We start from the raw sequence: 24,483 nt of genomic DNA, 5'->3' as shown, positions 1-24,483 counted from the left end.
CTATGACTATGTACACAGAACAAATCAAACGCATCAAAGAAAAAATAAGTCAACTTGACAAATTAGACCAAGACTTGGAAGTATTCGGTGCTGATACACATGAATATATATTAAACCCTGTATTAAGCGAGAAAGAAGTAACACAATTTGAAAAAGAGCATCAAATCAGTTTACCAAAAGACTACGTAGCTTTTATTACACAAGTAGGAAATGGTGGTGTAGGTCCATTTTATGGATTACAAACACTAGCGGAAGCTAGTGTAAACGAAGAAGTAATGATGATCACAGGAGAAGACACTTCTTCTCTTTTACAAAAAGCTTTCCCGCATACTCAACCTTGGAACCCTATTGAGGCACTGGGTGAAATAGATAATAAGATAGAAAAAGCTGCTGAAGAAGGAAACGAAGAATTAGAAGAAGAACTATACGAAGAGAGATTAGAAATAATCGGTGGCGAAGAGCACGATTATGGAAGACTTAACTTATGTGACTATGGATGTGGTATCACATTATTCTTAGTAATTACGGGAGAACAAAAAGGAATTATGTGGACTGATGATAGAGTTAATGACGGCGGATTATACCCAAGTATTGAGCTAGAGAACGAAGCTAGTCTGTCTTTTTTAGACTGGTATGAGCTTTGGTTAGATAATACTATTGCTGAATTTGAATAAAACTCAGTATAGATAATTGAAATAAAGAAGCGTGAAACGCCCCGTGCGTATCACGCTTTTTTTAATAGGCTAATAGTCTTTTTAGCCATAGTCTGTACATGGTAAGTTAACGTCTTATTCCTTTTTCTTTTTCAACGATTTGATTAAAGTGTACAGCATACTTCTAATCTCTGTAATAGTAGAATCGTATTGAGCTATATTCTCTAAATAATTCAGATCATGTGCTATCACTAATTGAGTTTCTAACTCTGCTAAATTTCCTAGAGCTATGTATAGAAACTGTTTATACTCCTTATTCCCTTTTCTAGCACTCCCCTCAGCTATATTAGAAGGAATAGCTACAGCACTCTGTCTTAGCTGACTGCTCAGTCCATATATTTCCTCTTTTGGGAAGTCTTTTGTAATATCATAAACAGTAGAAACAAACTCTACACTGTACTTCCAAACCTCTAAATCGCGATGTGTATTCATAATTAAATTTTAGTCGAAACTACTTATAATAATGTTGGTATAGGCTATCATAAATATTACGAAATAATTAAGTTATCGTAAAGTAGAGATTATACACTCGTCTATCTTTCCCTTCCTAACCTGAGTTCGATTACTATTAGTTCTTTACAATTACATAAAACGTAAAAACAAAACAACACTATAAGCAACTACACAACAACGCATTTTATCACCATACTTAAAGATAAGTGCGTGAAATCTATTTTATATAATAAGTTTTATACTTTTTTATTTCATACTAAGCCTAAAAAGGCTGTCAAAACAAAGAGACTTATTTTATCTTTTAATCTTTTTTAAGGTTTTCTAAGAAATGCAATAGCTTAATGTAGTTAAAGCCCGTAAGGACTATCAAAACTCTTGCGTATATTGCAAAACTACCTGTACAAAAGAAACTGATTAGCACTAACATTAAACAAGGTTTTCTTCGGGCGTTGATTAGAGAGTCTTTTGGAGTTCTTCGGAAAACTAGTCTTCCTTCCGAAGAAACACTGAATTATTCCGAAGAGGTTCCGAAGAAACGCATAGTGATAATATTATTTATATCTGTAAATCAGCTAATTATAATATCTATATAGGAATAAAGTGGAACTTTTGGGAAATAAAGAGAAGTTTTTGGAAGAGAATGGAAGAAAGTGGAAGCTATTCTAAAAACTTGTTTTTTCGATTGTAGTTTTGCCATGTAATCAGGAAGAGAAATATAATCTAATTGGTATCCTATGATTTTCCGTGATAAACCTGCAAGCTAACTTCTTTTTAAATATTTTTATCGAACAACCATGATTTTATCTCAGTCTTTATTTACAAGTTAAGGATAGTTTTATTTTGACCTACTAGGAGATTGCTTGAGGTTTTCTTGCACCTTTCTTGCACCTTTCTTCGACAAAACTACCTTCTAGGCTAGAAAACCCCTAGAAATCTCCTAGCAATCCCCTAAGAAGTGCAAGCCAAGTGTTCTTGTTCTAATCCTAAATATGAGTGTCATTCTATATTAATACCATTACACACTAATGGATAAAACCTCTTTAGTCCAATTGAGGTTCCTACATAAAAAGCCCCTTAGTATAATCACTAAGAGGCTTTTAAAAAAAGTACATTATTTACTCTAAAAGTAAATCGTAATTAACATCCTATACTTTCGTGCGCCGCTACGGGCTGTATAGAAACATTATTATTGGTTGTATCTGACAGATACAATGTCGGTCTAGAGATATTGTACTCCGTAGAAGTATTAATCAATATATCTATTATATTATCACCATTAAGATCTCCACTAAAAATCACTTTAGGCACCTGTCCTTCTTCAAAGTACTTCTGAGATAATAGCATCATTTCGCTGACTTGTTCTCCGTCTTTTATCTCCATACGCAAAGTATAATTCTTCACATAATACTTAGGTATTTCATAGCCTTGCTCTACAGAGTTTAAGAAGTCTTCTTCGCTTACTCCATTAAGTTTTCTTGTACCCGTAGCATATAAAGTATACTCCCTACCTTTAAATGAAATTTGTACTTTCTCGCCAGGATAGATATATGAAGGAATATTTGCCGTCTCTACAACAGCCTCTTTCAGACTACTATTTTTCTTCTCTATAAACATTAGACAAGCTTGTTTTCCACTATTAGAAATAGCTACTCCACTCACTTCGTCTTCCTCTTCACTAGTATTTGCAAGAATCTTAGATACCAGAGGCGCCATAGCCACTAACTTATACGTATTAGTACTATCAGATATTAATCCTAACCATTCTTTTGACTCTATTCTTTCAGGAACTTCATCTGCATGAAATGCCCCAGGTGTAAGAAGCGTATTGTCAAATGAAAAATGTTTTGGATAATCCTTAATATTTTCGGTTCCAGACACTATACTATAGTGTTCAAAACCATCGTCATCTGTTCCTATGTTGCTGATGACTATTTCTTCAGGTTTTAGGTTAGCGTAACCAATATTCCGCTCACCCTCAGTAGATACTTCTTCTACTTCTTTGTTTTTACAACTGTTCATAGCTAGCCCAATTGTCAAAACTATCACTGCAATTAGTGATTTTCTTTTCATCGTTATTTCGTATTTTTAAGGTGGTGCAAAAGTATATGTTCTTCTGATATCCCAACTATAAAAACCCTATTTTAACACTATACATAATCAGCTAAATAACAATCACTTACGCACTAAAACAACAATACCTCATTGCTATTTAATGTCAAAACACTTAAAAAGCTTCCCAATGAGTTTACTATACCTCTTCTTTTTGTAAATTGCTGATTCTTAAAAACAAGATGAACAGTAAAAATAATCTTCATCTTTTACACCACATAAATGCAATACATCATGAATGCAAAAACATACTTAATATTTGGAGTAAGCAAAGGCTTAGGAAAAGCCATCACGCAATATATTCCTAATGAACAAGATATCGTCTACGGTATCTCTCGTACTAAACCTGATTATTTAGATAAACACGATCAGAACAAGCATTGGATAACAGGAGATTTATCTCATCCAAGTCAAGCTACTAATGACTTAAAACAAGCAATAGGTAACCAAAAAATAGATTATTTAATCTATAATGTAGGGATATGGGAACACAATGCTTTCTCAGATACTTATAGCTTCCATGATAATACGCAAGAAGAAATCATCAATATGATTAACACCAACATCTCTTCTTGTATTCTAATGATTCAAGCCTTTATAGAAAACCTAAAGTTATCAGAGAATGCTAAGATTATCTTAATAGGATCTACTTGGGGATTAGATAATCACAATGGAAAAGAAGTTGCCTTCTCAGCAACCAAGTTTGCATTAAGAGGAGTTATTCACTCTTTAAGAGAAAACCTAAGAGAAGATAATATAGGAGTATCTATTCTTAACTTAGGATATCTAGCTACAGAATATGGATGTGAAGAAACTGTAAAGTCTATTATCGAGAAATCTAATGGGGAACTTATCCCATTACAAGATGTATTACAAGCCATCCGTTTTATCATCTCAACATCTAATGCAACGTGTGTAAAAGAAATCAATATGCCTGCGATGAAGGATTTAAATATGTAGTAAAAACAAATATCAACAAAGCCATAACACACTGAATATCTTAAAAATATAAAATAAAAAAATCTAAAACCTGTATTTTATTTATACCTTTGTAAAAGATATTAAAATCACAATACTTATGAAAACTCAACACAAAGAAAATCAAAACAAAAACAGATCTTGTGTTACTCTCTGCAATAACAATATTAGCACAGAAATCATAAGTAATACTATATCACAAGAACATAAAAATTTTATAGATTCTAGATTAGAACACTATCATAACAATCCAGATGACTTAATGGACTTTGAAGAATTATTAAATAAATTTGAAAAAGAGCTATAGTGTATATATTGGTAAACAATTCTTTAGTTGAACAAGATATTAGATTTGCCTTTGATTACTACAAAAGTATATCACACAAACTTGCAAAAGAATTTATACAACAATTACAAAAAGCAAAAGAGAACATAATATTATACCCTTTCAGTAATTATATAGTCTATAATAATGTACGTTTACATAAGTTAAAACAATTCCCTTATCACATACATTATATTGTAGAGGAAGATAAAATGAAAATTATCATTCTCGCTATTGTACATACTAAAAGAGAATATTCTAAATACAAATAAGAGAGGCTGTCCATGGACAGCCTCTCTTATTTGTATTGGTTGTTTACTAACATCCTAAATTCACTAAAGCCGCAACAGGTTTTACTGTTACTGCTCCCGATTTACCTTCTGATAGATACAAGGTATATCTACTCATATTATAATTATAAGTAGTATTGATTAGAAAGTCAATATTTCCATCTCCATTTAAATCTCCTACAAAGTCGATTGTTGGAGTAGCTTCTTCTAAACTTGATAAATCTAATAAAGTGATTACCTTATCTTGCCCCTTAACTTTTAAGAATAAACTGTATTTTTTAATCTCATACCCTTGTACCTCTTCTCCTTCTTCATTTTGGTAAGTATAGGCTGCTCCTTTTTCTCCTTTAGCAAAGAGAGTATAGGTTTTTCCCTTAAATATAAAATCTTTGCTCTCGCCTGGATAAATAGTCTTAGGCAAATTGACTGTTTCTAGGTTACTACCTTGAGTTAATACCCCTTCATTCGTCATGAACACCACTTCACCCACACTCTTAGCAGAGACTTTTACCCCTGTCATTTCTCCTGCCTCATCTAATACTACATCATGTATTAATTTGGTAGTAGGATTTACTTTATGTACGCTATATGTACCATCTGTTTCCTTTACTAATCCTACCCAAGACTTACTACTTACGTTATCTACTATTTCTCCTTCATGATACTCACCTGTCATAATTAAATCATGTTTAAACTTAAAAGAAGCTGGGTAAACTGTAGGGTCATAATAATCTTCCTCTCCTTCTACTACAGCCTCATCTACTATAGCTGCAGGTTCCTCTTCTCCTTCATTAACAGAAGTTGTTGTTTCCTCTATAGGAGTTTCTGTTGTAGAAGATTCTTCTTGTTTGTCTTTACAAGCTGTAGTTAAACTAACTATAGCCGTAAATACGAATATAGACATCAGTCTTTTCTTCATAATTTGCGAGTTTTAAAACCTTGCTAAAATAAAAATATTCTTGCTTCCTACAACTCCTAACTCACAGACAATAAATAATTACAAATCAAAAAGTTATATCTAAAATCACATTTATCTCCAAGTACAAGAGTCATTTTTACATCCAAAATTAAAGAAAGCTTGTAAAAACAAATACAAAACTGGAATCATCAAAATCCACAATTCTGCATCTAAAGCTTGAAATAAAAGTAATACTCCTAGACCTAGACGAATCCACCTCATCACTGTCCATTTCTTAAAATATGCAATAATCATCTTATATCATTTAGTACTTCAAAGATAGGTAACGATAATCTTACCTATTGTTACATAAGTTACAGACTCTCTATTTTAAGATGACGACACTAACTTCTTCAGGAATTTGTGTCCAATATATGGGGAGCTCTTACTGGAAAGCCTCATTAATATGAATACTACATGAATTGACAAAGAAGAAAGAATAACTTTTTCATTATTTAATCGTTGTGTAACAATTGTTACTTCATCTGTCTACACTATTTGCTACTTTCGCTGATATATAAACCATAATATAGTAAACAATGAGAAAATTAGTTTTAGCCATCGCTTTATGTTCTATCGTAAGTGCTCAAGCAGTAGCCTACAATACAGTAAACAATGAAACATCTATTGTTGCTTATGAACAAGATACTAAAGGAGATAAATATGCTATTCTAGTACAATCTATAAAAAACCTACGCTCTTCTATAATGACAGGAAGTGAAATCAAACAAGCTAATCCTAAAGCTGATTTCCAAATCGTAATCATGGGGCAAATGGTACAAGAGTTAAACAATAAAGAACTACGTGCTGAGTTAGATGCTGCAAATAAAGCAGGTATTAAATTAGTAGTATGTGAATTTGCATTAAACGTTTACGGTGTAACATTGAAAGACTTGCCTTTGTACTTTATCGGAACACCTAATGCGCATAAATACATGTTTCAGTTAAATGAAAACAACTACAATACACTTTCTATTTAATTAAGAAAGTCCCCCCTGTATTTATGACAAAAGAGGCCGAAAGCCTCTTTTTTATTTTACCTCATCTGTATTCCATTGATCCCAATATTCAGGTCCATATATAATATCTATATACTCTCCATCTTTACTGTCCATATCTCCCAAATACATCTGCATATGTTCAGGGATACGTTCATAAGCTATTTTTAATGCTTCTTTTAATTCATCTGTAGGATTCTCTTGATAAGCTTCTAAAGCCTCTCTACACAACTGAAGTAAAGATTTCTCTCCATTTAACTGTCTATAGTCATCTTCTAATTCTACAAATATCTCTTCAATATCATTGCTATAGAATTCTTCTACGACACTAAACTCTCCAAGGCTTTCTATTATCACTTTAGCTCCATTAGGAATGGTACTACAAACAATGCCTTCATCTATTAAAGTCCTTAAACGTTCAAAGTCTAAAACCTTTTCTTCTCCACAACCGTGAATTAAGATCGTTTTATCTTTAAAAAGTAATAATTGCACTAAATAATACTTCCCTTCAAAGACATAAAATAGACTGCGATTCTCTCCTTTTATTTTAGTAGGAAAAAAGTGATCCACATTTACAGTATCTATTTTATACAATGTCCCTGTTCCTGACTCCCCTACTGTGACGCCATTGACTTTTCGCTCTTGATAAGTATATATATTCGTCCAATTAGGGTTAAGCTCTAATACCAAGCTTTTTATAAACTCAAGATACGTTTCAGGTGTATAGTACCACTGTCCTTTATCTATTTTCCAAGAACCTAAATTAAAACAAGAGATTTCCTCTCCATCAGGTATATTAGTGACAACCCATCCTTTCTGTACATCTTTAATAAAATGTTCGAAATCTTCAAAGTTCCAATCCGCTATCCTCCCATCTTCATAAACATCAAAATGTGTAAAGTGGTATCCTCCATTCTGAATAATACCTGGTGTCTTTACCCCTTGTAGAGTAGCAGTTCTATAAACTAATGTTCTACTCATTCTATAACCTCAACAATAATTTCTCTGTATCAACACCATCTATACTCTCATGTGAAGTATTAAAGACTGCTTTTCCTTTAGAAACAATGATTAATTGTGGTGACTCGTGATGTACTTCTAATTCTTCTTTTACCTCCATAGATTGCAGTCTATTATTAACTACATCTACTAGATAACAATCTACATCAGTAGGATTAGTAAAGCTTGCTTCAAAATTTCTTAATGCGAATTTACTAATATGGCATCGAGGGCTGTGTTTAAATATAATTACTGCTTTATCATTTGAATTAGCAATCAGGTCCTTTACTTGACTACTTTCTGTTATATTGATCCATTTCATAAGACAAAATGTTAGTGTGGTTTACATTACTTAAGCGAATTTATGACTTTTTGACATCTTTTACTAATACGAATAATTCAAATATTGCCAAAAAGTCTTAATTTTAATATTGGAACACCTTTTGTCTATTACGATATATCCAAACAAATAAACGATTTACTATATGAACTTAAATAATTTTACAATAAAATCACAAGAAGCCCTACAACAAGCACAAGTTATCGTGCAAGGGCTTGGGCAACAACAAATAGAAAACGAACACATCTTTAAGGCGATAATGGAAGTAGACGAGAACGTTACTCCATTTATCTTAAAGAAATTGAACATTAATATAGATACTTTTAAATCTGTATTAGATGCTACAATCTCTAATTTTCCTAAAGTAGCTGGTGGACAAATGGGCTTATCAAGAGAAGCAGGTACTGCTATCACTGAAGCTCAGGCTATCGCTACAAAAATGAAAGATGAGTATGTATCTATTGAGCATTTAATCTTAGCGATCTTCAAGTCGAAAAGCAAAGTAGCTCAGATCTTAAAAGATCAAGGTGTTACAGAAAAACAACTTGAAGCTGCAATTAACGAAATCAGAAATGGAGCAAGAGTAACTTCTGCCTCTGCAGAAGAAACTTACAACTCTTTAAATAAATATGCGAATAACTTAACGCAATTAGCTAACGAAGGTAAGCTGGATCCTGTAATTGGTCGTGACGAAGAAATCAGACGTGTGTTACAAATCTTGAGCCGTCGTACTAAAAACAACCCAATGCTTATCGGTGAGCCAGGAGTTGGTAAAACAGCTATTGCAGAGGGATTAGCACACCGTATCGTACAACAAGACGTACCTGAAAACTTAAAAGACAAACAAATCTTCTCTTTAGATATGGGAGCTTTGATTGCAGGTGCGAAGTACAAAGGAGAATTTGAAGAGCGTTTAAAATCAGTAGTAAAAGAAGTAACTTCTGCTGAAGGAAATATCATTCTATTCATTGATGAGATTCACACCCTTGTAGGTGCTGGAGGTGGTGATGGTGCGATGGATGCAGCAAATATCTTAAAACCTGCATTAGCACGTGGAGAACTACGTTCTATCGGAGCAACTACATTAGATGAGTATCAAAAATACTTTGAGAAAGACAAAGCTTTAGAGCGTCGTTTCCAAAAAGTAATGGTAGATGAGCCAGATACAGAAAGTGCGATCTCTATCCTACGTGGTATAAAAGAGAAATATGAAGCTCACCACAAAGTACGTATAAAAGATGAGGCGATTATAGCTGCTGTTAATTTATCAGAGCGTTATATCACCAACCGTTTCTTACCAGACAAGGCAATTGACCTTATGGATGAAGCTGCGGCTAAACTAAGAATGGAGATCAACTCTAAACCAGAAGAACTAGACGTATTAGATCGTAAGATTATGCAGTTAGAAATTGAAATTGAGGCGATTAAACGTGAGAACGATGAGGATAAACTTAAATCTCTTGGATTAGAAGTAGCTAACTTAAAAGAAGAAAGAAACGATATCTATAGCAAATGGCAATCTGAAAAAGAGGTTGTAGATAAGGTACAAGCTATCAAACAAGAAATAGAAACTTATAAGCTGGAAGCAGAAAAAGCAGAACGCGATGGTGACTATGGAAAAGTAGCTGAGCTTAGATATGGTAAGATAAAAGATGCTCAAGAAGAACTTGAGAAAGCACAAAAACAATTAGACGAAAACCAAAATGGTCAATCGCTAATTAAAGAAGAAGTTACAAGTGATGATATCGCTGAAGTAGTAGCGAAATGGACTGGTGTACCTGTTACTAAAATGCTTCAAAGTGAAAGAGAAAAACTACTTCACTTAGAAGAGGAGTTACACAAACGTGTAGTAGGTCAAGAAGAAGCAATTGAAGCGATTAGTGATGCAGTACGCAGAAGTCGCGCTGGATTACAAGACCCTAAAAAACCAATAGGTTCATTCCTATTCTTAGGTACTACTGGGGTTGGTAAAACAGAGTTGGCAAAAGCATTAGCAGAGTACTTATTTGATGATGAAAATGCGATGACTCGTATTGATATGAGTGAATATGGTGAAAGACACAGTGTAAGTAGATTAGTAGGAGCGCCTCCAGGATACGTAGGATATGATGAAGGTGGTCAATTAACAGAAGCTGTACGTAGAAAACCTTACTCAGTAGTGTTATTAGATGAGATTGAGAAAGCACACCCTGATACATTTAATATCTTACTTCAAGTTTTAGATGAAGGACGTCTAACAGACAATAAAGGACGTTTAGCTGACTTTAAAAACACAATCATCATCATGACTTCTAATATGGGTAGTCATATCATCCAAGAGAAGTTTGAGAATGCTACGAATATGGAGCAGGCTTCTGAAGATGCTAAAGTGGAAGTACTAAACGAATTGAAACAACAAGTGCGTCCTGAATTCTTAAACCGTATAGATGAAGTAGTGATGTTTACTCCATTGAGCAAAAACAACATCTTACAGATTGTAGATATACAACTACAAAGTGTATTCAAAATGCTTGCTCAACAAAACATACATATGGAAGCTACTGCGGAAGCTAAAGAGTTCTTAGCTACTAAAGGCTTTGATCCTGAGTTCGGTGCACGCCCTGTAAAACGTGTAGTACAAAAAGAAGTGTTGAACCGCTTGTCTAAAGAAATCTTATCTGGTAATGTAAAAGCAGATAGTATGATCTTGTTAGACTCGTTTAACAACGAGTTGGTCTTCAGAAACCAACAATAACATTTCGGATTAGTTAGTGAATAGTTATAAAATGAAAACACCCTAAGTCTAGATGACTTAGGGTGTTTTTTATTGCGTATACTTTTAATTAGTATTCCCAAAGCATTAATCCTGCTTCATAACCAGCACCTAGTGTCCAAAACAAAATCTGCTCTCCTTGTTTAATCTTCCTTACTCTTCGCTGATATTGATCTAATGCTAAAAAAGGACTTGACGAACCAGTATATCCTAATTCATGAGAATAAAAAGGCACTTTATCATCACCTAAATTAAAATACTCTTTGATTAATTGTACATTTTTATAAGAAAACTGAGAAAACATAAACAAATCTATATCTTCTACACTCATTTTATTTCTCTCTAAAAATAATAATAGTTCTTTCTTTATGAAGTCCACACTTCCCATTCCGTCAAAGGAGCGATCCCATACTAATACATCTTCATTCTTAAACTGAGAAAAGCCAGCTGGCGGATAAGACACTGTATCAGCAATATCACTATCTGTATGATACATTACATCCTTAAGTCCTATACTTTCTCCATCCTTATCAAGAATAAAAGCAAAAGCAGAATCAGAAAAACAAAATGCTGTAATTGGATTATTATTATCTACTATACGACATAGATTCTCTGCACATACAATTAATGCTCTCTGCATATTAGGAGTACATTGCAAATATTTAGTCAACTGATCTAACGCTATAAATGCTCCAATGCAATTGGCATTTAAATCAAAACACATAGTTTTCTTCTTTGCATTCAACATTTGATGCAACTTGATAGAAGCTGATGGTACTAAAAGCTCTGGTGTAGCAGAAACTAAAGCAATAACATCAATATCTTCAATATGCAAACCACATTCTTTTAATGCTCCTTTTGCAGCTTTGGTAGCCATAGTAAGTGTTGTTTCTGTAGAATTTCGATCTAGAATAAATCTTTTTTTCCTTCCAAGACTCTGTTGAATTCTTTGCATTGGAATATTTCTTTGTTCAAAAGAAGCTATTACACACTCATTTGTTTCATAACTAGTTGGGTGATAAAAATAGGTCTGTTTTATTGTCATAATTATAAATTTTGATTGTAATTTAATTACATAAATTTATAAACCTTACTAGTTAAAAAACTAAAACCGTTGAATTTTAACACGAAAAACAATACTTTATAACATCTACTAATACCAACAAAAACAACAACTTATATAAAAAAACATTCTAAACACCTTTATTGAGTACCTTTTGTTTAAAAATAAAAGGTAGTAAATAGGGTTTTAAGTACCAATTAAAAACTTGTACTATCTATAACCTTTCCATTTTTAAATCTAATCTTACTCTTACCGTAATACCATGTCTCGATATCACCTTGTTCTTTTATATCTGTAGGATCTCCTTGTACAGCCCATACATCATTCTTACTCGCTCCTATTTTAAACGCTTTCTTTGTTTGAAACTCATCATTCAGATTATCTGTTTTAGAACTTGGTTTAGTAAGCTTTTCTTCTTTACTTACTTTAGTTGCCTCTACCTTCTTTTCTACAGAGATTTCCTTTTTTACTTCTTTTGCCTTATCAGTTACAGGTATTTCTTTCACACTTTCTGTATGTTGATGCTCCTTTTCTTTTTTTTCGGCAGTACAAACCTCTCTTCTTACCTCTACAGGCTTCACTTCTACTTTCTTTATAGTCGCTTTAGGTTTTGGCAATTCTTGCTCAACAATCACTGTTTCTTTAATCTCTGTATCTTCACTCTCATTAAATGTATAGTAAACTAAATACCCTCCTAAAACAACGATAATACCAATAACCACAAATAAGAAAATATAGGCATTATTACTTCCTGTATCTACCATCTTTTCTTTCTTTTTAGAGATTTCTTGTTTATCCTCAGGTCTAGAATAGACAGGTACCTCATAGCCATTCGCTATATTATACTTTTCTCTCTTTTCTCTATCTCCTAATGTAGCATAAGCTTCATTCAGTTGTTCGAACATCGTCTTATAGAATAAACTACTCGGATTCTTATCTGGACTATAACGCTCATATAAAGACTGAAAAGCACGCTTAAGCTCTTCCTCTGATACGGTAGGATTAACTCCTAACACTCTATAATAATTAACCTTATTCATTTAAACAAATCAATTTATTAACAAAATTAACAATAACAAGTCGATATAAGTTTAAATAAACAAATACTTTTATTACAAAATCAAGTGATTATAAAAAATTTTACTTCTTTATAAATTGTGGATTTTTAGGTTGAAAGATATTTTGTAACTTTCTAGATAGACGCTTTAAAGTATTAGAGTGTTTAAGGTAGTAAGGTATTTGATCCAGAGGAATACTTCTAACATTAGCGATCACTTCATCTACTGTATAATTATGCATAAACGCTTTTTTTAACCAATCAGATATAAAATCATCCCATTGTTCTTTATTTCCCCAATAATGACCAATAATATGATCTGCAGGTGTCATATCTCCAGTAGAATTAAAAGCTAAAGAAAAAGCAAGTTGCTCTTTTGTAAATGCTTTAATACCTGCTTGACACATCTGATCTGTTATATCTAAAGCTAGTGAAATACTTGAAAAGTTACTTTTTGACACTCCTAGAACACCAGCATTCCACATACAGGTATCTTCTGTAATAAGAATTCCTCCATAAGTATTACCTTTCAATTCTTTCCAAAATCTCTTTCCTGTTTTCGTAGTAAATTTATTGAGCTGCCCTTCATCTATATGCATAATACTTGTTCCTTGTTCTAGTTTATCTCTTAGAGGTGTTAATGAATTATAAACAAAAGTATCTACATCTAGGTACAATAAATCTTTCTCTGGATACTGCTGAGCGATATACTCTAATGCCTTTATTTTTACTCTAAACATATATTGGTACTTCCCTAACCAATCTTTAACAAGATCCTTATCTAAAGATTCTACCGTTATTCTTCCCTTTAATTGATTAAACAGAGAAGGTTCTTCAGTCAATACAATAATATTATCACTTGCTCCTTTATAAGCCAATACGGTATATATAGAGAAAAAAACTTGTTGATAATAACTCATCTTATTACCAAAAACCAAATAAACAATATTCATACTCTATTTTAAATTTGAAATAAAATTACAATTATATTTCGAAGTTATTATTGTTGTATAAATGAAAAAAGATCTTCATCCTGATAGGATAAGATCTTTTCTACTTCATCTATTCTATTATTTATACAGCCAGTTCCTTTACTATCTGATGCCACATAATAGGTAGGTCTGTAATACTACTCCATTTTTCGAAACCTATATTCTTCACAATCATCACAGCATCTGAAATCTGTTTTTTGGAAGTACTCTTGTTGACAATTGATTGCGCTATACTACTCAATTGACTAAATGCCTTTGTCTCCTCTATTTTCATAATCATTCAGTTTAATGAAACCTCTTCTCTTTTACTTATAATTTATCATTTATAAGATATTTTTTGTTTTATAATTCTTTTATTAAGATACTCCTTTTTAGAGTAATAAAAAAACTTATAGGCTAATTCATTTTGATTTTAACTTATCTTTTTTACTCTCTTAATTAAAAAAGTCATAATTTAGAAAAGAACAAATACAGAAGGTTATGAGTCACAAAAAATTATTTGCTGGCAGTGAGATTATCGTTCTCGCAGTAAGAAATCTCTTAGATGAAAATAATATTCCCTACATAATTAGAGATGATATACAATCAGCTATCGGAATTGGAGCAGGAACACTTGACAGAGCAGTACATATCTTAGTCGATGAAGAAGACTTAGATAAGGCTAAAGAATTATTAATCGAAAACGACTTTACAGAGTAAAATAAAAAAGGTTCACAGATTTAACTGTGAACCTTTACTCTTTAGAGAAAACACCTCTATATATCAGATAACTTTCTATTGATAATATGATCAAAATAATCTTGGACAAAAGCCTTACACTTCATTTCTGCTTCTTCCATTTCTTTATTCTTCTCTTTGATTAAGTTTTTAGTAAGCCCTTTATCTTTTATATCATAAAAGCCTGTTACTTTAATGCCATTAAATCGGACAATATAATTACCTGTTTGATAAGTTATTTCGTTAGCTCCATAACTTACTGTAAAACGATCACTTGTAGTATCGTTAAGCAAACTACTCCCCCAACTTCTAAAAGGTTGATCATAACCGATTAAATCTAAAATAGTAGGATATATATCCATTTGTTGTGCCAATCGATTATCTACCCCTTTTAACCTCTCATCAGGCGTATAAATCATAATAGGAATAGCAGTTCTATTTACTAATTCCTTATACTTATCATAATAAATCTGATTAGTATGGTCCGCTGTGATAATAAAAATAGTATTCTTAAACCATGGTTCTTTACTACTCTCTTCAAAAAAACGCTTAAACGCATAATCAGTATAACCTATAGGTCCATGTATCTCAAGATTACCTTTGGGAAATTTCCCTATATGCTGTTCTGGTATTCTAAAAGGCTCATGTGAAGATACTGAAAACAATGTTGCGAAAAAAGGTTCTTTCTTCTCGTTTAATGTTTTACTCATAAACTGAAAGAAAGGTTCGTCCCAGATCCCCCATGTACCATCAAAATCATCATCATTATCATACTCAGTCATTCCGTAGTAATGATCATACCCTAATATATTTCCAAATCCTAAAAATCCCATTGAACCATTCACCGCACCATGAAAGAAAGAAGTATCATACCCCTGACTATTCAATATAGACACTACAGATTCTATCTTCTGGTTAGGGAATGGAGAAGAAGTAAAAGCATCCTTAAAAGAAGGAATACCTGCTAAAATAGAAGGAATAGCATGAATCGATTTATACCCATTAGCAAAGGCATTAGGATATATCAAACTATGCTTAGCCAAAGAATCTATAAAAGGAGTGTAGCTCTTATAGTTTGGAATATCTGTCCCTTCATTAAAGGCTCCAATATACTCACGTCCAAAACTCTCCGTTATGAATAATACGATATTAGGAGTACTTGGTTCATTGACATTATATTGTTTTACATCATTAATGTATTTTTCTAATGTCTTTTTATCCATATAGTTCACTTCCTTATAACTACTCTTCCCTATCGTTCTTAAGATTGTGAACGGAGTATTTAAGACTACATCCCCATGCTCTGGCTTAGTAGTATGTCGATTGGCATCTACTATATTTATTGGTCTAGTTTTCTTAGTCACACCTCCTCTTATACCAGAGACTACACCAACTACTGAAATTACTACTATAAAAGCAGTAGATATATAATAGCGACTAGTAGATTCTTCTCTTTTGACAGGTTTTATTTTAACTCTAGTATATAAATAAATCCACAAAGCAGAACATATAAGAAACAAAACTAAAGCATGCCAATAACTAAATAGAAAGTTAAACAATAACGTTGCTTTATTAGACTCATGTTCTAAACTATCCATCACAGCTACGGTGGTTCTAGACTGGATAAATCTATAGTAAATAAGGTCTACAAAGTTAGTAGCATAAGCTAGTAAATTAGGAATGAAATAAGCAAAGAAAACAACTTTCTGATAATTAGGTTTGGTATTTATAAAAACAGGAGCTATTGATAATAAGATGAACAAAATACTCATATAGAATATAGATGCACTATCAAATGATAAGGCGTAAAAAGATAGTGATAAAAATTGTCCAACGGAATCAATGCTTAATAAATCTGCGTTATAAAAATAAAATAACAATCGAGCAATAAAGTAAAAAACAAAAGCAAGAAATAATCTATACAACATCACTTTTACTTCATAGGCTCTAAATTTATTAGAAGTCATAGAATTGTAAGGTTTATATTTAAAAAAAGTTGGGCAAATTTAACCAAAACTCAGCGCTAAAAAGTTAATCTAAAGCAAGTTTAAGATTTACATTTTTTTTTAATACAATTTTCACATAAATACACAATACCAATAACTTACACTTTTAATTTAAATTAATAAATTTATTCATCATCCTGTACAAAAACACCTAATTAAACACTATCATTTCACCCAAATAAACACATATAGACTAACAGCATTATTTTTTAATAATACTAGCTACAATAACGTTTTGTATTAAACTCAACATTAATATTACTAACACAAGATTAATACTTCTTTTAATTTCAAAATTTTTAGATAAAACAATCAAATAAATTCATAAACAAAGAATTACTCCTAAAAACTTTTAATAAAAAAAGTTTCTTAAAAAGAAAATAGCACCTTGATTAAGGTGCTATTTATAATACTTATCTATCTAATCGCTTATCTATAATACGTTCAAAATAGTCTTGAATAAAGGCTTTACACTTTATTTCGAGTCTTTCCATTTCCTTATTCTTTTGACCGATTAAATTTTTCTTTAATCCCTTATCTTTAATATCAAAGAACCCTGTCACCTCTTTCCCATTAAACCTTACGATATAATTTCCTTCTTGGTAAGTGTATTCATTACCTCCATAATTAATCGTATATGGAGTCGTTATTGTATCATTAACTAGACTTCTTCCCCAGCTTCTAAAAGGTTTATCATACCCTATTAGATCTAGTACAGTAGGATAAATATCTATCTGCTGAGCTAATCTCTTATCTACTCCTTTTAATCTCTCATCTGGTGTATAGATAAGTATAGGCACTGCAGTACGATTAACAAGCTCTTTATATTCATCATAGGCGATCTGATTAGTATGATCCGCAGTGATGATAAAAATTGTATTCTTAAACCATGGTTCTTTACTGCTCTCTTCAAAGAATTTCTTAAAAGCATAATCCGTATATCCCACTGTCTTATGGATAGGCACATCTCCTATAGGGAATTTCCCTTCATACTGAGCAGGAATATTAAATGGCTCATGAGAAGACACGGTAAAAATAGTAGCAAAGAAAGGTCCTTTCTTTTCATTTAATGTAGTGCGCATATATTGGAAGAAAGGTTCGTCCCAAATCCCCCAAGTACCATCGAAGTCATCATCATTATTATACTCTGTCTTTCCATAGTAGTGATCATACCCTAAGATATTACCGAATCCTAAGAACCCCATAGATCCATTAGGAGCACCATGGAAGAAAGATGTATCATATCCTTTAGACTTCAGTGTAGACACTAGTGATTCGATCTTCTGCTTCGGATAAGGCGATGATGTAAATGCATCTTTAAACGAAGGAATACCCGCGATGACAGATGACACACCGTGAATAGACTTATAGCCATTAGCGAATGCATTAGGGAATATTAAACTATGCTGAGAAAGCGAATCTATAAAAGGAGTATAACTCTTATAGTTTTTAATATTCATATCTTTATTAAAAGCTCCTATATACTCACGTCCATAACTTTCTGTGATAAACAATACTATATTAGGAGTGCTAGGTTCATTAGTATGATACTGCTTCACCCCACTTATATTTTGGTTAAGTGTAGCTTCATCCATATATTCTACTTTCTTAAAACTAGTCTTACCGATTGTTCTCAAGATAGCGAATGGAGTATTTAATACAATATCTGCATGTTCTGGTTTCTCTACATGTCGATTTGCATCTATAATATTCAATGGTCTAGTTGCTTTCTTCAGATCCCCTCTTACTCCTGCCACAAAGCCCACTCCTGTCACAATAATAATCAAGACAGTAGATAACCAATAAGACTTCTTATCCTCAACTTTCAAAAATCGAGTAAACTTCACCTTGGTATACAAGTACACCCATAGCACACATAGTACAATACAAATAAGAAAAACATGCCAATAATTAACCAAGAAGTTAAAAAACAATTGTCCCTTATTTGACTCGTGTTCTAAACTGTCGAAAACAGCTATAGTAGTACGAGCATAAATAAATCTATAGTAAATAAAATCAATAAAATTAGTAGAATACGCTATCAAGTTAGGAATGATATAGGCGTAAAACACGACCTTCTGATACCCTTTTTTTGTATTGATAAATAAAGGCAGAATAGATAATAATATAAATAATATATTTACATAAAAAATAGCCATCCTATCAAACGTGATACCGTGATACGCTAATTCTAAAAACTGACCAAAAGAGTCTACATTTAATAAATCACTATTATAAAAGTAAAATAGTGTACGAGCAATAAAGTAAAAGAAGAAAGCTAAGAATAACCTATACCCCAGTACTAATACTTCATTCAATCGATATCGATTAGAAATCATATTGTTATTTTTTTAAAAACACAAACTTAATCATTTCTATTCGGACTTCTATTAGCATTTAGAAGCATTTTATATCCAAACTAAAGAAAATTTAAGAAAAATTATACCTTTCGTACTAACAACAATCCTCTATAATCTTTATCTAAAGATAGAACATTCTTTTACAAAACATTCTGTCTTCCTACATACATCTCCCTACTAACAACGCGATTAGTAAGATATCACTCCGATATATCTCAATAAATAACGGACTCACTATGGACTCATAACGGACTCACTACGGACTTACCTACTATAATTATATAGTGATAATAGGGCGATACAGCATACCCAATCTCTTAAGGACACTAATATTCAATAATAGTTTTCAGTGATTATATCAAAATATAATGAAGTGTCTACTTATTTTTTTACTATATTTATAAAAGTTGATTTACAATGACTTAAGCTCTAAGTACAATCATCATCAAGCACAATATAGAAAATGAATAATGTAGTTTAGTAGAAAATCAACTACGAGAATTGCAAATAAACCAGATAAAAATTGCTAAGTACATACTAAATACGAGAAATCTTATATTTTTTTTGTACTTTGCGTTAGCTAATTAATGATAATATGGTAAATCCTACAAGACTTTTTGATATTCCTTATTTGCAGAATGAACACTTTCCTCTGGCTGCAGCTTTAGTTACTAAGGTGAACGGAGTATGGGAAAAAACATCCTCACAGGAGTATATAGATAAGGCTAATATGGTTTCGCGTGCCTTACTACGTCTAGGCATAGAAGCAAATGATAAAATAGCTGTCATCTCTACTAATAACCAAACTAAATGGAATCTTTTAGATATTGGTATTTTACAAATTGGCGCTCAGAATGTGCCTATCTATCCTACCATTGCAGCTGAAGACTATCAGTACATTCTTAGTCATGCAGAAGCAAAATACTGTGTAGTATCAGATCAAGAAATTTATAACAAATTAATAAGTGTTAAAGATCAACTACCACTTCTACAAGGTATTTGTTCTTTTGAACATATAGAAGGATGCAAAACTTTTGATGAGATTCTTGAATTAGGAAGAGATACTTCTAATCAAGAAGAAGTGGATCGCATTAAAGATTCTATCACACCAGATCACTTAGCTACGCTAATCTACACCTCTGGTACTACGGGTAGACCTAAAGGTGTGATGCTGTCTCATAATAACATCTTATCTAATGTAATAGGTAGCTGGGATAGAGTTCCTTTTGGACGTGAAGATCACTATAAAGCTCTTAGTTTCTTACCACTGTGCCACGTATTTGAAAGAATGCTGATTTATCTTTACCAATTCTCAGGTACTTCTATTTACTATGCGGAATCTATTGATAAAATGGGAGATAACTTAAAAGAAGTTAGTCCTAATGTCATGACAGTAGTACCGCGTTTATTAGAAAAAGTATATGATAAAATCTTTGCTAAAGGATCTTCTCTTACTGGTATTAAAAAACGTATTTTCTTCTGGGCTCTTGAACTAGGATTCCAATATAAACCATATAATAGAAGCGCCTTCTATAACTTCCAACTAAAAATAGCTAGAAAACTAGTATTTAGTAAATGGCAAGAAGGACTAGGAGGTCAAATGAAAATCATTGTTTCTGGTAGTGCTCCACTTCAGGCTCGCCTATCTAAAGTATTCAATGCTGCTGGTATTCCTGTAATGGAAGGATATGGTCTTACTGAGACTTCTCCTGTTATATCAGTAAACGATGCTCGTAATGGAGGATTGAGATTCGGAACAGTAGGTCGCCCTTTAAGTAATGTAGAGGTAAAGATAGCGGAAGACGGAGAGATCTTATGTAAAGCTCCTAACGTGATGATGGGGTACTTTAAAGACGAAGAAAAAACAAATAGCGTTATAAAAGACGGATATTTCCATACAGAGGACATTGGTAAAATAGACGAAGATGGTTTCTTACACATCACTGACCGTAAAAAAGAAATGTTCAAAACATCTGGAGGTAAATATGTAGCTCCTCAGATGATTGAAAATATGATGAAACAGTCTCGCTTTATCGAACAAATCATGGTCATCGGTGAAGGAGAAAAGATGCCTGCTGCTTTTATTCAGATAGATTTTGACTTCGTTAAAGAATGGGCACGTCGAAAAAGATATGATATCGGTACTACTAACGAAGAAATAGCAACGAATCAAAAAGTTATCGACCGCGTTGCAGAAGAAGTAGAAGCTGTAAATAAAAAATTCGGTAAATGGGAACAAGTGAAAAAATTCGAACTTACTCCTGATGTGTGGAGCATTGACAGTGAGCACTTAACCCCTACTCTAAAACTACGTAGACGTATTATTCTTGAGAAACATAAAGACTTATACGACAAGATTTACAGAAGTTAATGACACAAAAAATCACTTAATCAAGAAATATTTCAAAAATAGTATGCACGCATACTATTTTTTTTTATATTTGAATTATTCTAAATGGTATGAAGAACACAACAATCGATTATATACTTAGAGCAACATGGCAGGCAGTGGCTAGAATGTATAATGAAGAAGCTGCTAAATACGATGCGACAATGTCACTTGCATTTGCACTACTAAGTATAGACAAAGAAGGTACCCCTTCTACTCTACTAGGCCCCAACATGGGGATGGAAGCTACGAGTCTTACTCGTACTCTAAAAAAATTAGAAGAAAACAAATTAATCACACGTGAAAAGAACCCTAATGATGGCCGTGGTGTGATTATAAAATTAACTCCTCTAGGCTTAGAGAAAAGAGAATTATCTAAAGCAAAAGTGAAACGCTTTAACGAAAAAATTCGAACTCAAATATCAGAGGAGAAAATTCAGCACTTTATGGAAGTAACTGAAGTTATCAATCAGTTAATCAACGACAAAAGTATATTTGAAGACAAATAATTTTTGTACCTTAAGAGAGTTAAATAATAGTATTAAAAACCAAAGAACAATAAATATGAAAAGAATAATTAAAAAGGTAGCCGTAGTAGGATCTGGTGTAATGGGATCAGCTATTGCTTGTCATTTTGCAAATATCGGATTAGAAGTATTGCTTCTTGACATTGTACCTAGAGAATTAACTCCTGAAGAGGAAAAGAAAGGTCTTACCCTAGAAAGTAAGATTGTTAGAAATAAAATAGCAAGTACTCACTTAGCTAATGCACTAAAATCTAAACCTGCTCCTATTTATTCTCAAGCTTTTGCTTCACGCATCGCTACAGGAAATATAGAAGATGATTTAGTAAAAATAAAAGATTGCGACTGGGTAATCGAAGTGGTAATCGAAAGATTAGACATTAAGAAATCTGTATTCGAGCAAATCGAGAAATACAGAAAACCAGGTTCATTAATTACATCTAATACATCTGGTATCCCAATGAAATTAATGGTAGAAGGCCGTTCAGAAGATTTCCAAAAACACTTCTGTGGAACACACTTCTTTAACCCACCTAGATATTTACAATTATTCGAAATCATTCCTGGTCCTCATACAGCTCCAGAAGTTATCGAATTCTTCCAAAAATATAGTAGCTTATACTTAGGTAAAACTCCTGTATTATGTAAAGATACTCCTGGCTTTATCGGTAACCGTATCGGTGTATACTCTATGGCGATGGTAATGCAGTTGGCACAAGAGATTGGGTTGACTATTGAAGAAGCTGATACATTAACAGGTTCTATCCTAGGTCGTCCTAAGACTGGTACATTTAAACTAGGAGACTTAGTAGGTCTTGATACTGCTATTAACGTAACAAATGGCTTAAAACAAAACTGTCCTCATGACGCTATGATCCAAGAGGTAAAAGACAGTAAACCTTTAAACTTCCTATTAGAAAACAAATTCTTAGGTGATAAGTCTAGAAAAGGATTCTATTATAAAGAAGTAGACAAAGAGGGAAAAACAAATCGCTTCGCTCTTGACTTAGAAAAATTAGAATACCGTCCATTAGAACGTGCTAAGATTGCTGTACTAGAAACAGCAAAACAAGCTGGAGGTACTAAAGCTAAATTAGCTTTATTATTAGCAGATCAGACAAAAGCAGGTGAATTAATCAGAAAACACTTTGCTTCATTATTCGCTTACGTTTCTCAACGTGTTCCAGAAATTACAGATACCCTATTCCCTATCGATGATGCGATGCGTACAGGATATGCATGGAAGTATGGACCGTTCCAAACTTGGGACTTAGTAGGTCTTGAAAAAGGTATTGCTATCGTCGAAAAAGAAGGATATGTAGTAGCTGATTGGGTTAAAGAATTAGCTGTATCTGGAGCAAAGAGTTTCTATAAAGTAGAGAATGGTAAAAAGTTATTCTACAATCAAAACACTAAAACATTTGAACCAATCCCTGGACAAGATGCATTCATTATCTTAGATAATATTAGAACAACTAATAAGGTTTGGGGTAATAGTGAAGCATCACTTATTGACTTAGGTGATGGTATTGTGAACTTAGAGTTTCACTCAAAAATGAATACCATCGGTGGTGGTGTTTTAGCCGGATTAAACAAAGCTGTTGAAATTGCAGAAAAAGACTTTCAAGGACTTGTAGTAGGTAACCAAGGTAGTAACTTCTCAGTAGGTGCTAACTTAATGATGATTTTCATGATGGCTGCAGAGCAAGATTGGGATGAATTAAATATCGCTATCAAAACGTTCCAAGATACGATGATGAAAATGCGTTACTCTGGTATTCCAGTAGTTGCTGCTCCTCATGGTATGACATTCGGTGGTGGATGTGAGTTAAGCTTACACGCTGATAAGGTAGTCGCTGCTGCTGAAACCTATATCGGACTGGTTGAATTCGGTGTAGGACTTATCCCTGGTGGAGGTGGTTCTAAAGAGATGACAGTAAGAGCGTCTGATCTATACCGCAAAAACGATGTGGAATTAAATACACTACAAGAGCACTTCTTAACAATCGGTATGGCGAAAGTAGCTACCTCTGCTCAAGAAGCTTTTGACTTAAATATATTACAAAAAGGTAAAGATGTAGTAGTTGTAAATAAAGACTTACAATTAGCACAAGCGAAACGTGAGGCTTTAGTATTAGCTCAAGCTGGGTACACTCAGCCTGCTAAACGCAAAGATATTAAAGTACTAGGTCGTCAGGCTTTAGGTATGTTCTTAGTAGGAACTGACAGTATGATGGCTGGTAAATACATCTCTGAACACGATCGTAAAATAGCTAACAAATTAGCATATGTTATGGCTGGAGGAGATTTATCAGAAGCTACTTTAGTGACTGAACAATACTTACTAGATCTAGAAAGAGAAGCATTCTTATCACTATGTGGAGAGCGCAAAACTCTTGAAAGAATCCAGTATATGTTGAAAAATGGTAAACCATTAAGAAACTAATCTTTAACCAATTA

General features: G+C 32.8%; 22 protein-coding genes. 10 read left to right on the top strand and 12 right to left on the bottom strand.

The annotated features are described in order from the left end of the window. Nucleotides 1-8: 8 nt before the first annotated feature. On the top strand, nt 9-674 hold the full coding sequence (locus MODO_RS09975; RefSeq protein ID WP_225600483.1) for an SMI1/KNR4 family protein: 666 nt from the start codon (nt 9-11) through the stop codon (nt 672-674). 114 nt (nt 675-788) lie between these two features. On the opposite strand, the gene MODO_RS09970 is transcribed toward MODO_RS09975, so the two are convergent. Both MODO_RS09970 and MODO_RS09965 read right to left on the bottom strand, forming a co-directional pair. Next, a complete protein-coding gene (locus MODO_RS09970; protein WP_006259132.1) occupies nt 789-1,145 on the bottom strand; it encodes a four helix bundle protein in 357 nt (118 codons plus the stop codon). A gap of 1,158 nt (nt 1,146-2,303) precedes the next feature. Continuing rightward, nucleotides 2,304-3,236 carry a hypothetical protein gene (locus MODO_RS09965; protein ID WP_006263419.1) on the bottom strand — a complete coding sequence of 311 codons (933 nt, stop codon included), beginning with the start codon at nt 3,234-3,236 and terminating at the stop codon, nt 2,304-2,306. Nucleotides 3,237-3,509: 273 nt separating this feature from the next. Between MODO_RS09965 and MODO_RS09960 the strand changes: the two genes are divergently transcribed. The 3 genes from MODO_RS09960 (at nt 3,510) to MODO_RS09950 (ending at nt 4,850) form a co-directional block, all read left to right on the top strand. Further along, nucleotides 3,510-4,235 (top strand): SDR family NAD(P)-dependent oxidoreductase, encoded by a 726-nt coding sequence (locus tag MODO_RS09960; RefSeq protein ID WP_006259134.1) that lies wholly within the window; start codon nt 3,510-3,512, stop codon nt 4,233-4,235. Between the two features lie 118 nt (nt 4,236-4,353). Next, the gene (locus tag MODO_RS09955; RefSeq protein ID WP_006259135.1) at nt 4,354-4,560 is read left to right on the top strand and encodes a hypothetical protein; all 207 of its coding nucleotides are present in this window, start codon (nt 4,354-4,356) and stop codon (nt 4,558-4,560) included. Continuing rightward, on the top strand, nt 4,560-4,850 hold the full coding sequence (locus tag MODO_RS09950; RefSeq protein ID WP_006259136.1) for a type II toxin-antitoxin system RelE/ParE family toxin: 291 nt from the start codon (nt 4,560-4,562) through the stop codon (nt 4,848-4,850). Before MODO_RS09955 ends, MODO_RS09950 begins: the two co-directional genes overlap by 1 nt. A 46-nt stretch (nt 4,851-4,896) precedes the next feature. Here the strand turns inward: MODO_RS09950 and MODO_RS09945 are convergent, their stop codons facing one another. Then, entirely contained in the window at nt 4,897-5,787 is an 891-nt protein-coding gene (locus tag MODO_RS09945) for a hypothetical protein (protein WP_006259137.1), read from the bottom strand. A gap of 111 nt (nt 5,788-5,898) precedes the next feature. Next, a complete protein-coding gene (locus tag MODO_RS09940) occupies nt 5,899-6,081 on the bottom strand; it encodes a hypothetical protein (protein ID WP_006259138.1) in 183 nt (60 codons plus the stop codon). Between the two features lie 284 nt (nt 6,082-6,365). On the opposite strand from MODO_RS09940, the gene MODO_RS09935 reads away from it, so the two are divergent. Continuing rightward, nucleotides 6,366-6,806, top strand: a complete 441-nt coding sequence (locus MODO_RS09935; RefSeq protein ID WP_006259139.1) for a hypothetical protein — start codon at nt 6,366-6,368, stop codon at nt 6,804-6,806. A 51-nt stretch (nt 6,807-6,857) separates the two neighbouring features. On the opposite strand, the gene MODO_RS09930 is transcribed toward MODO_RS09935, so the two are convergent. Further along, nucleotides 6,858-7,805: a DUF7638 domain-containing protein gene (locus tag MODO_RS09930; RefSeq protein ID WP_006261013.1), complete on the bottom strand. Its 948-nt coding sequence runs from the start codon at nt 7,803-7,805 to the stop codon at nt 6,858-6,860. A 1-nt stretch (nt 7,806) separates the two neighbouring features. Beyond that, nucleotides 7,807-8,145: a bacillithiol system redox-active protein YtxJ gene (gene ytxJ / locus MODO_RS09925; protein ID WP_006259141.1), complete on the bottom strand. Its 339-nt coding sequence runs from the start codon at nt 8,143-8,145 to the stop codon at nt 7,807-7,809. Nucleotides 8,146-8,308: 163 nt separating this feature from the next. Between ytxJ and clpB the strand changes: the two genes are divergently transcribed. Further along, nucleotides 8,309-10,897, top strand: a complete 2,589-nt coding sequence (gene clpB, locus MODO_RS09920; RefSeq protein ID WP_006261012.1) for an ATP-dependent chaperone ClpB — start codon at nt 8,309-8,311, stop codon at nt 10,895-10,897. 88 nt (nt 10,898-10,985) lie between these two features. Here the strand turns inward: clpB and MODO_RS09915 are convergent, their stop codons facing one another. The 4 genes from MODO_RS09915 to MODO_RS09900 all read right to left on the bottom strand — a co-directional run bounded on the left by MODO_RS09915 (nt 10,986) and on the right by MODO_RS09900 (nt 14,301). After that, complete coding sequence (locus tag MODO_RS09915) at nt 10,986-11,960, bottom strand: 3-oxoacyl-ACP synthase III family protein (RefSeq protein WP_006259143.1); 975 nt, start codon at nt 11,958-11,960, stop codon at nt 10,986-10,988. 215 nt (nt 11,961-12,175) lie between these two features. Further along, complete coding sequence (locus MODO_RS09910) at nt 12,176-13,018, bottom strand: J domain-containing protein (protein ID WP_006259144.1); 843 nt, start codon at nt 13,016-13,018, stop codon at nt 12,176-12,178. Between the two features lie 100 nt (nt 13,019-13,118). Next, nucleotides 13,119-13,988, bottom strand: a complete 870-nt coding sequence (locus tag MODO_RS09905; protein ID WP_006259145.1) for a hypothetical protein — start codon at nt 13,986-13,988, stop codon at nt 13,119-13,121. A gap of 121 nt (nt 13,989-14,109) precedes the next feature. After that, entirely contained in the window at nt 14,110-14,301 is a 192-nt protein-coding gene (locus MODO_RS09900) for a hypothetical protein (RefSeq protein WP_006259146.1), read from the bottom strand. A gap of 206 nt (nt 14,302-14,507) precedes the next feature. Between MODO_RS09900 and MODO_RS09895 the strand changes: the two genes are divergently transcribed. Further along, a complete protein-coding gene (locus MODO_RS09895) occupies nt 14,508-14,726 on the top strand; it encodes a putative signal transducing protein (protein WP_006259147.1) in 219 nt (72 codons plus the stop codon). Between the two features lie 56 nt (nt 14,727-14,782). On the opposite strand, the gene MODO_RS09890 is transcribed toward MODO_RS09895, so the two are convergent. Continuing rightward, nucleotides 14,783-16,711 (bottom strand): LTA synthase family protein, encoded by a 1,929-nt coding sequence (locus MODO_RS09890; protein ID WP_006261009.1) that lies wholly within the window; start codon nt 16,709-16,711, stop codon nt 14,783-14,785. Nucleotides 16,712-17,163: 452 nt separating this feature from the next. Next, complete coding sequence (locus tag MODO_RS09885; protein WP_006259149.1) at nt 17,164-19,089, bottom strand: LTA synthase family protein; 1,926 nt, start codon at nt 19,087-19,089, stop codon at nt 17,164-17,166. Between the two features lie 616 nt (nt 19,090-19,705). Here MODO_RS09885 and MODO_RS09880 point away from each other — a divergent pair. The 3 genes from MODO_RS09880 to MODO_RS09870 all read left to right on the top strand — a co-directional run bounded on the left by MODO_RS09880 (nt 19,706) and on the right by MODO_RS09870 (nt 24,469). After that, nucleotides 19,706-21,481 (top strand): AMP-dependent synthetase/ligase, encoded by a 1,776-nt coding sequence (locus tag MODO_RS09880; protein WP_006263413.1) that lies wholly within the window; start codon nt 19,706-19,708, stop codon nt 21,479-21,481. An 89-nt stretch (nt 21,482-21,570) separates the two neighbouring features. After that, nucleotides 21,571-22,008, top strand: coding sequence for a MarR family winged helix-turn-helix transcriptional regulator (locus MODO_RS09875; RefSeq protein ID WP_006259151.1), 438 nt, complete (start codon nt 21,571-21,573; stop codon nt 22,006-22,008). 55 nt (nt 22,009-22,063) lie between these two features. Further along, nucleotides 22,064-24,469 carry a 3-hydroxyacyl-CoA dehydrogenase/enoyl-CoA hydratase family protein gene (locus tag MODO_RS09870; RefSeq protein ID WP_059050962.1) on the top strand — a complete coding sequence of 802 codons (2,406 nt, stop codon included), beginning with the start codon at nt 22,064-22,066 and terminating at the stop codon, nt 24,467-24,469. The last annotated feature ends 14 nt before the right edge of the window (nt 24,470-24,483 follow it).

Source organism: Myroides odoratimimus, from assembly GCF_001485415.1.
GTDB classification, from domain to species: Bacteria; Bacteroidota; Bacteroidia; order Flavobacteriales; family Flavobacteriaceae; genus Flavobacterium; species Flavobacterium odoratimimum.
The sequence above is the reverse complement of the archived record's forward strand: the minus strand, read 5'-3'. Positions and strand labels throughout refer to the sequence as shown.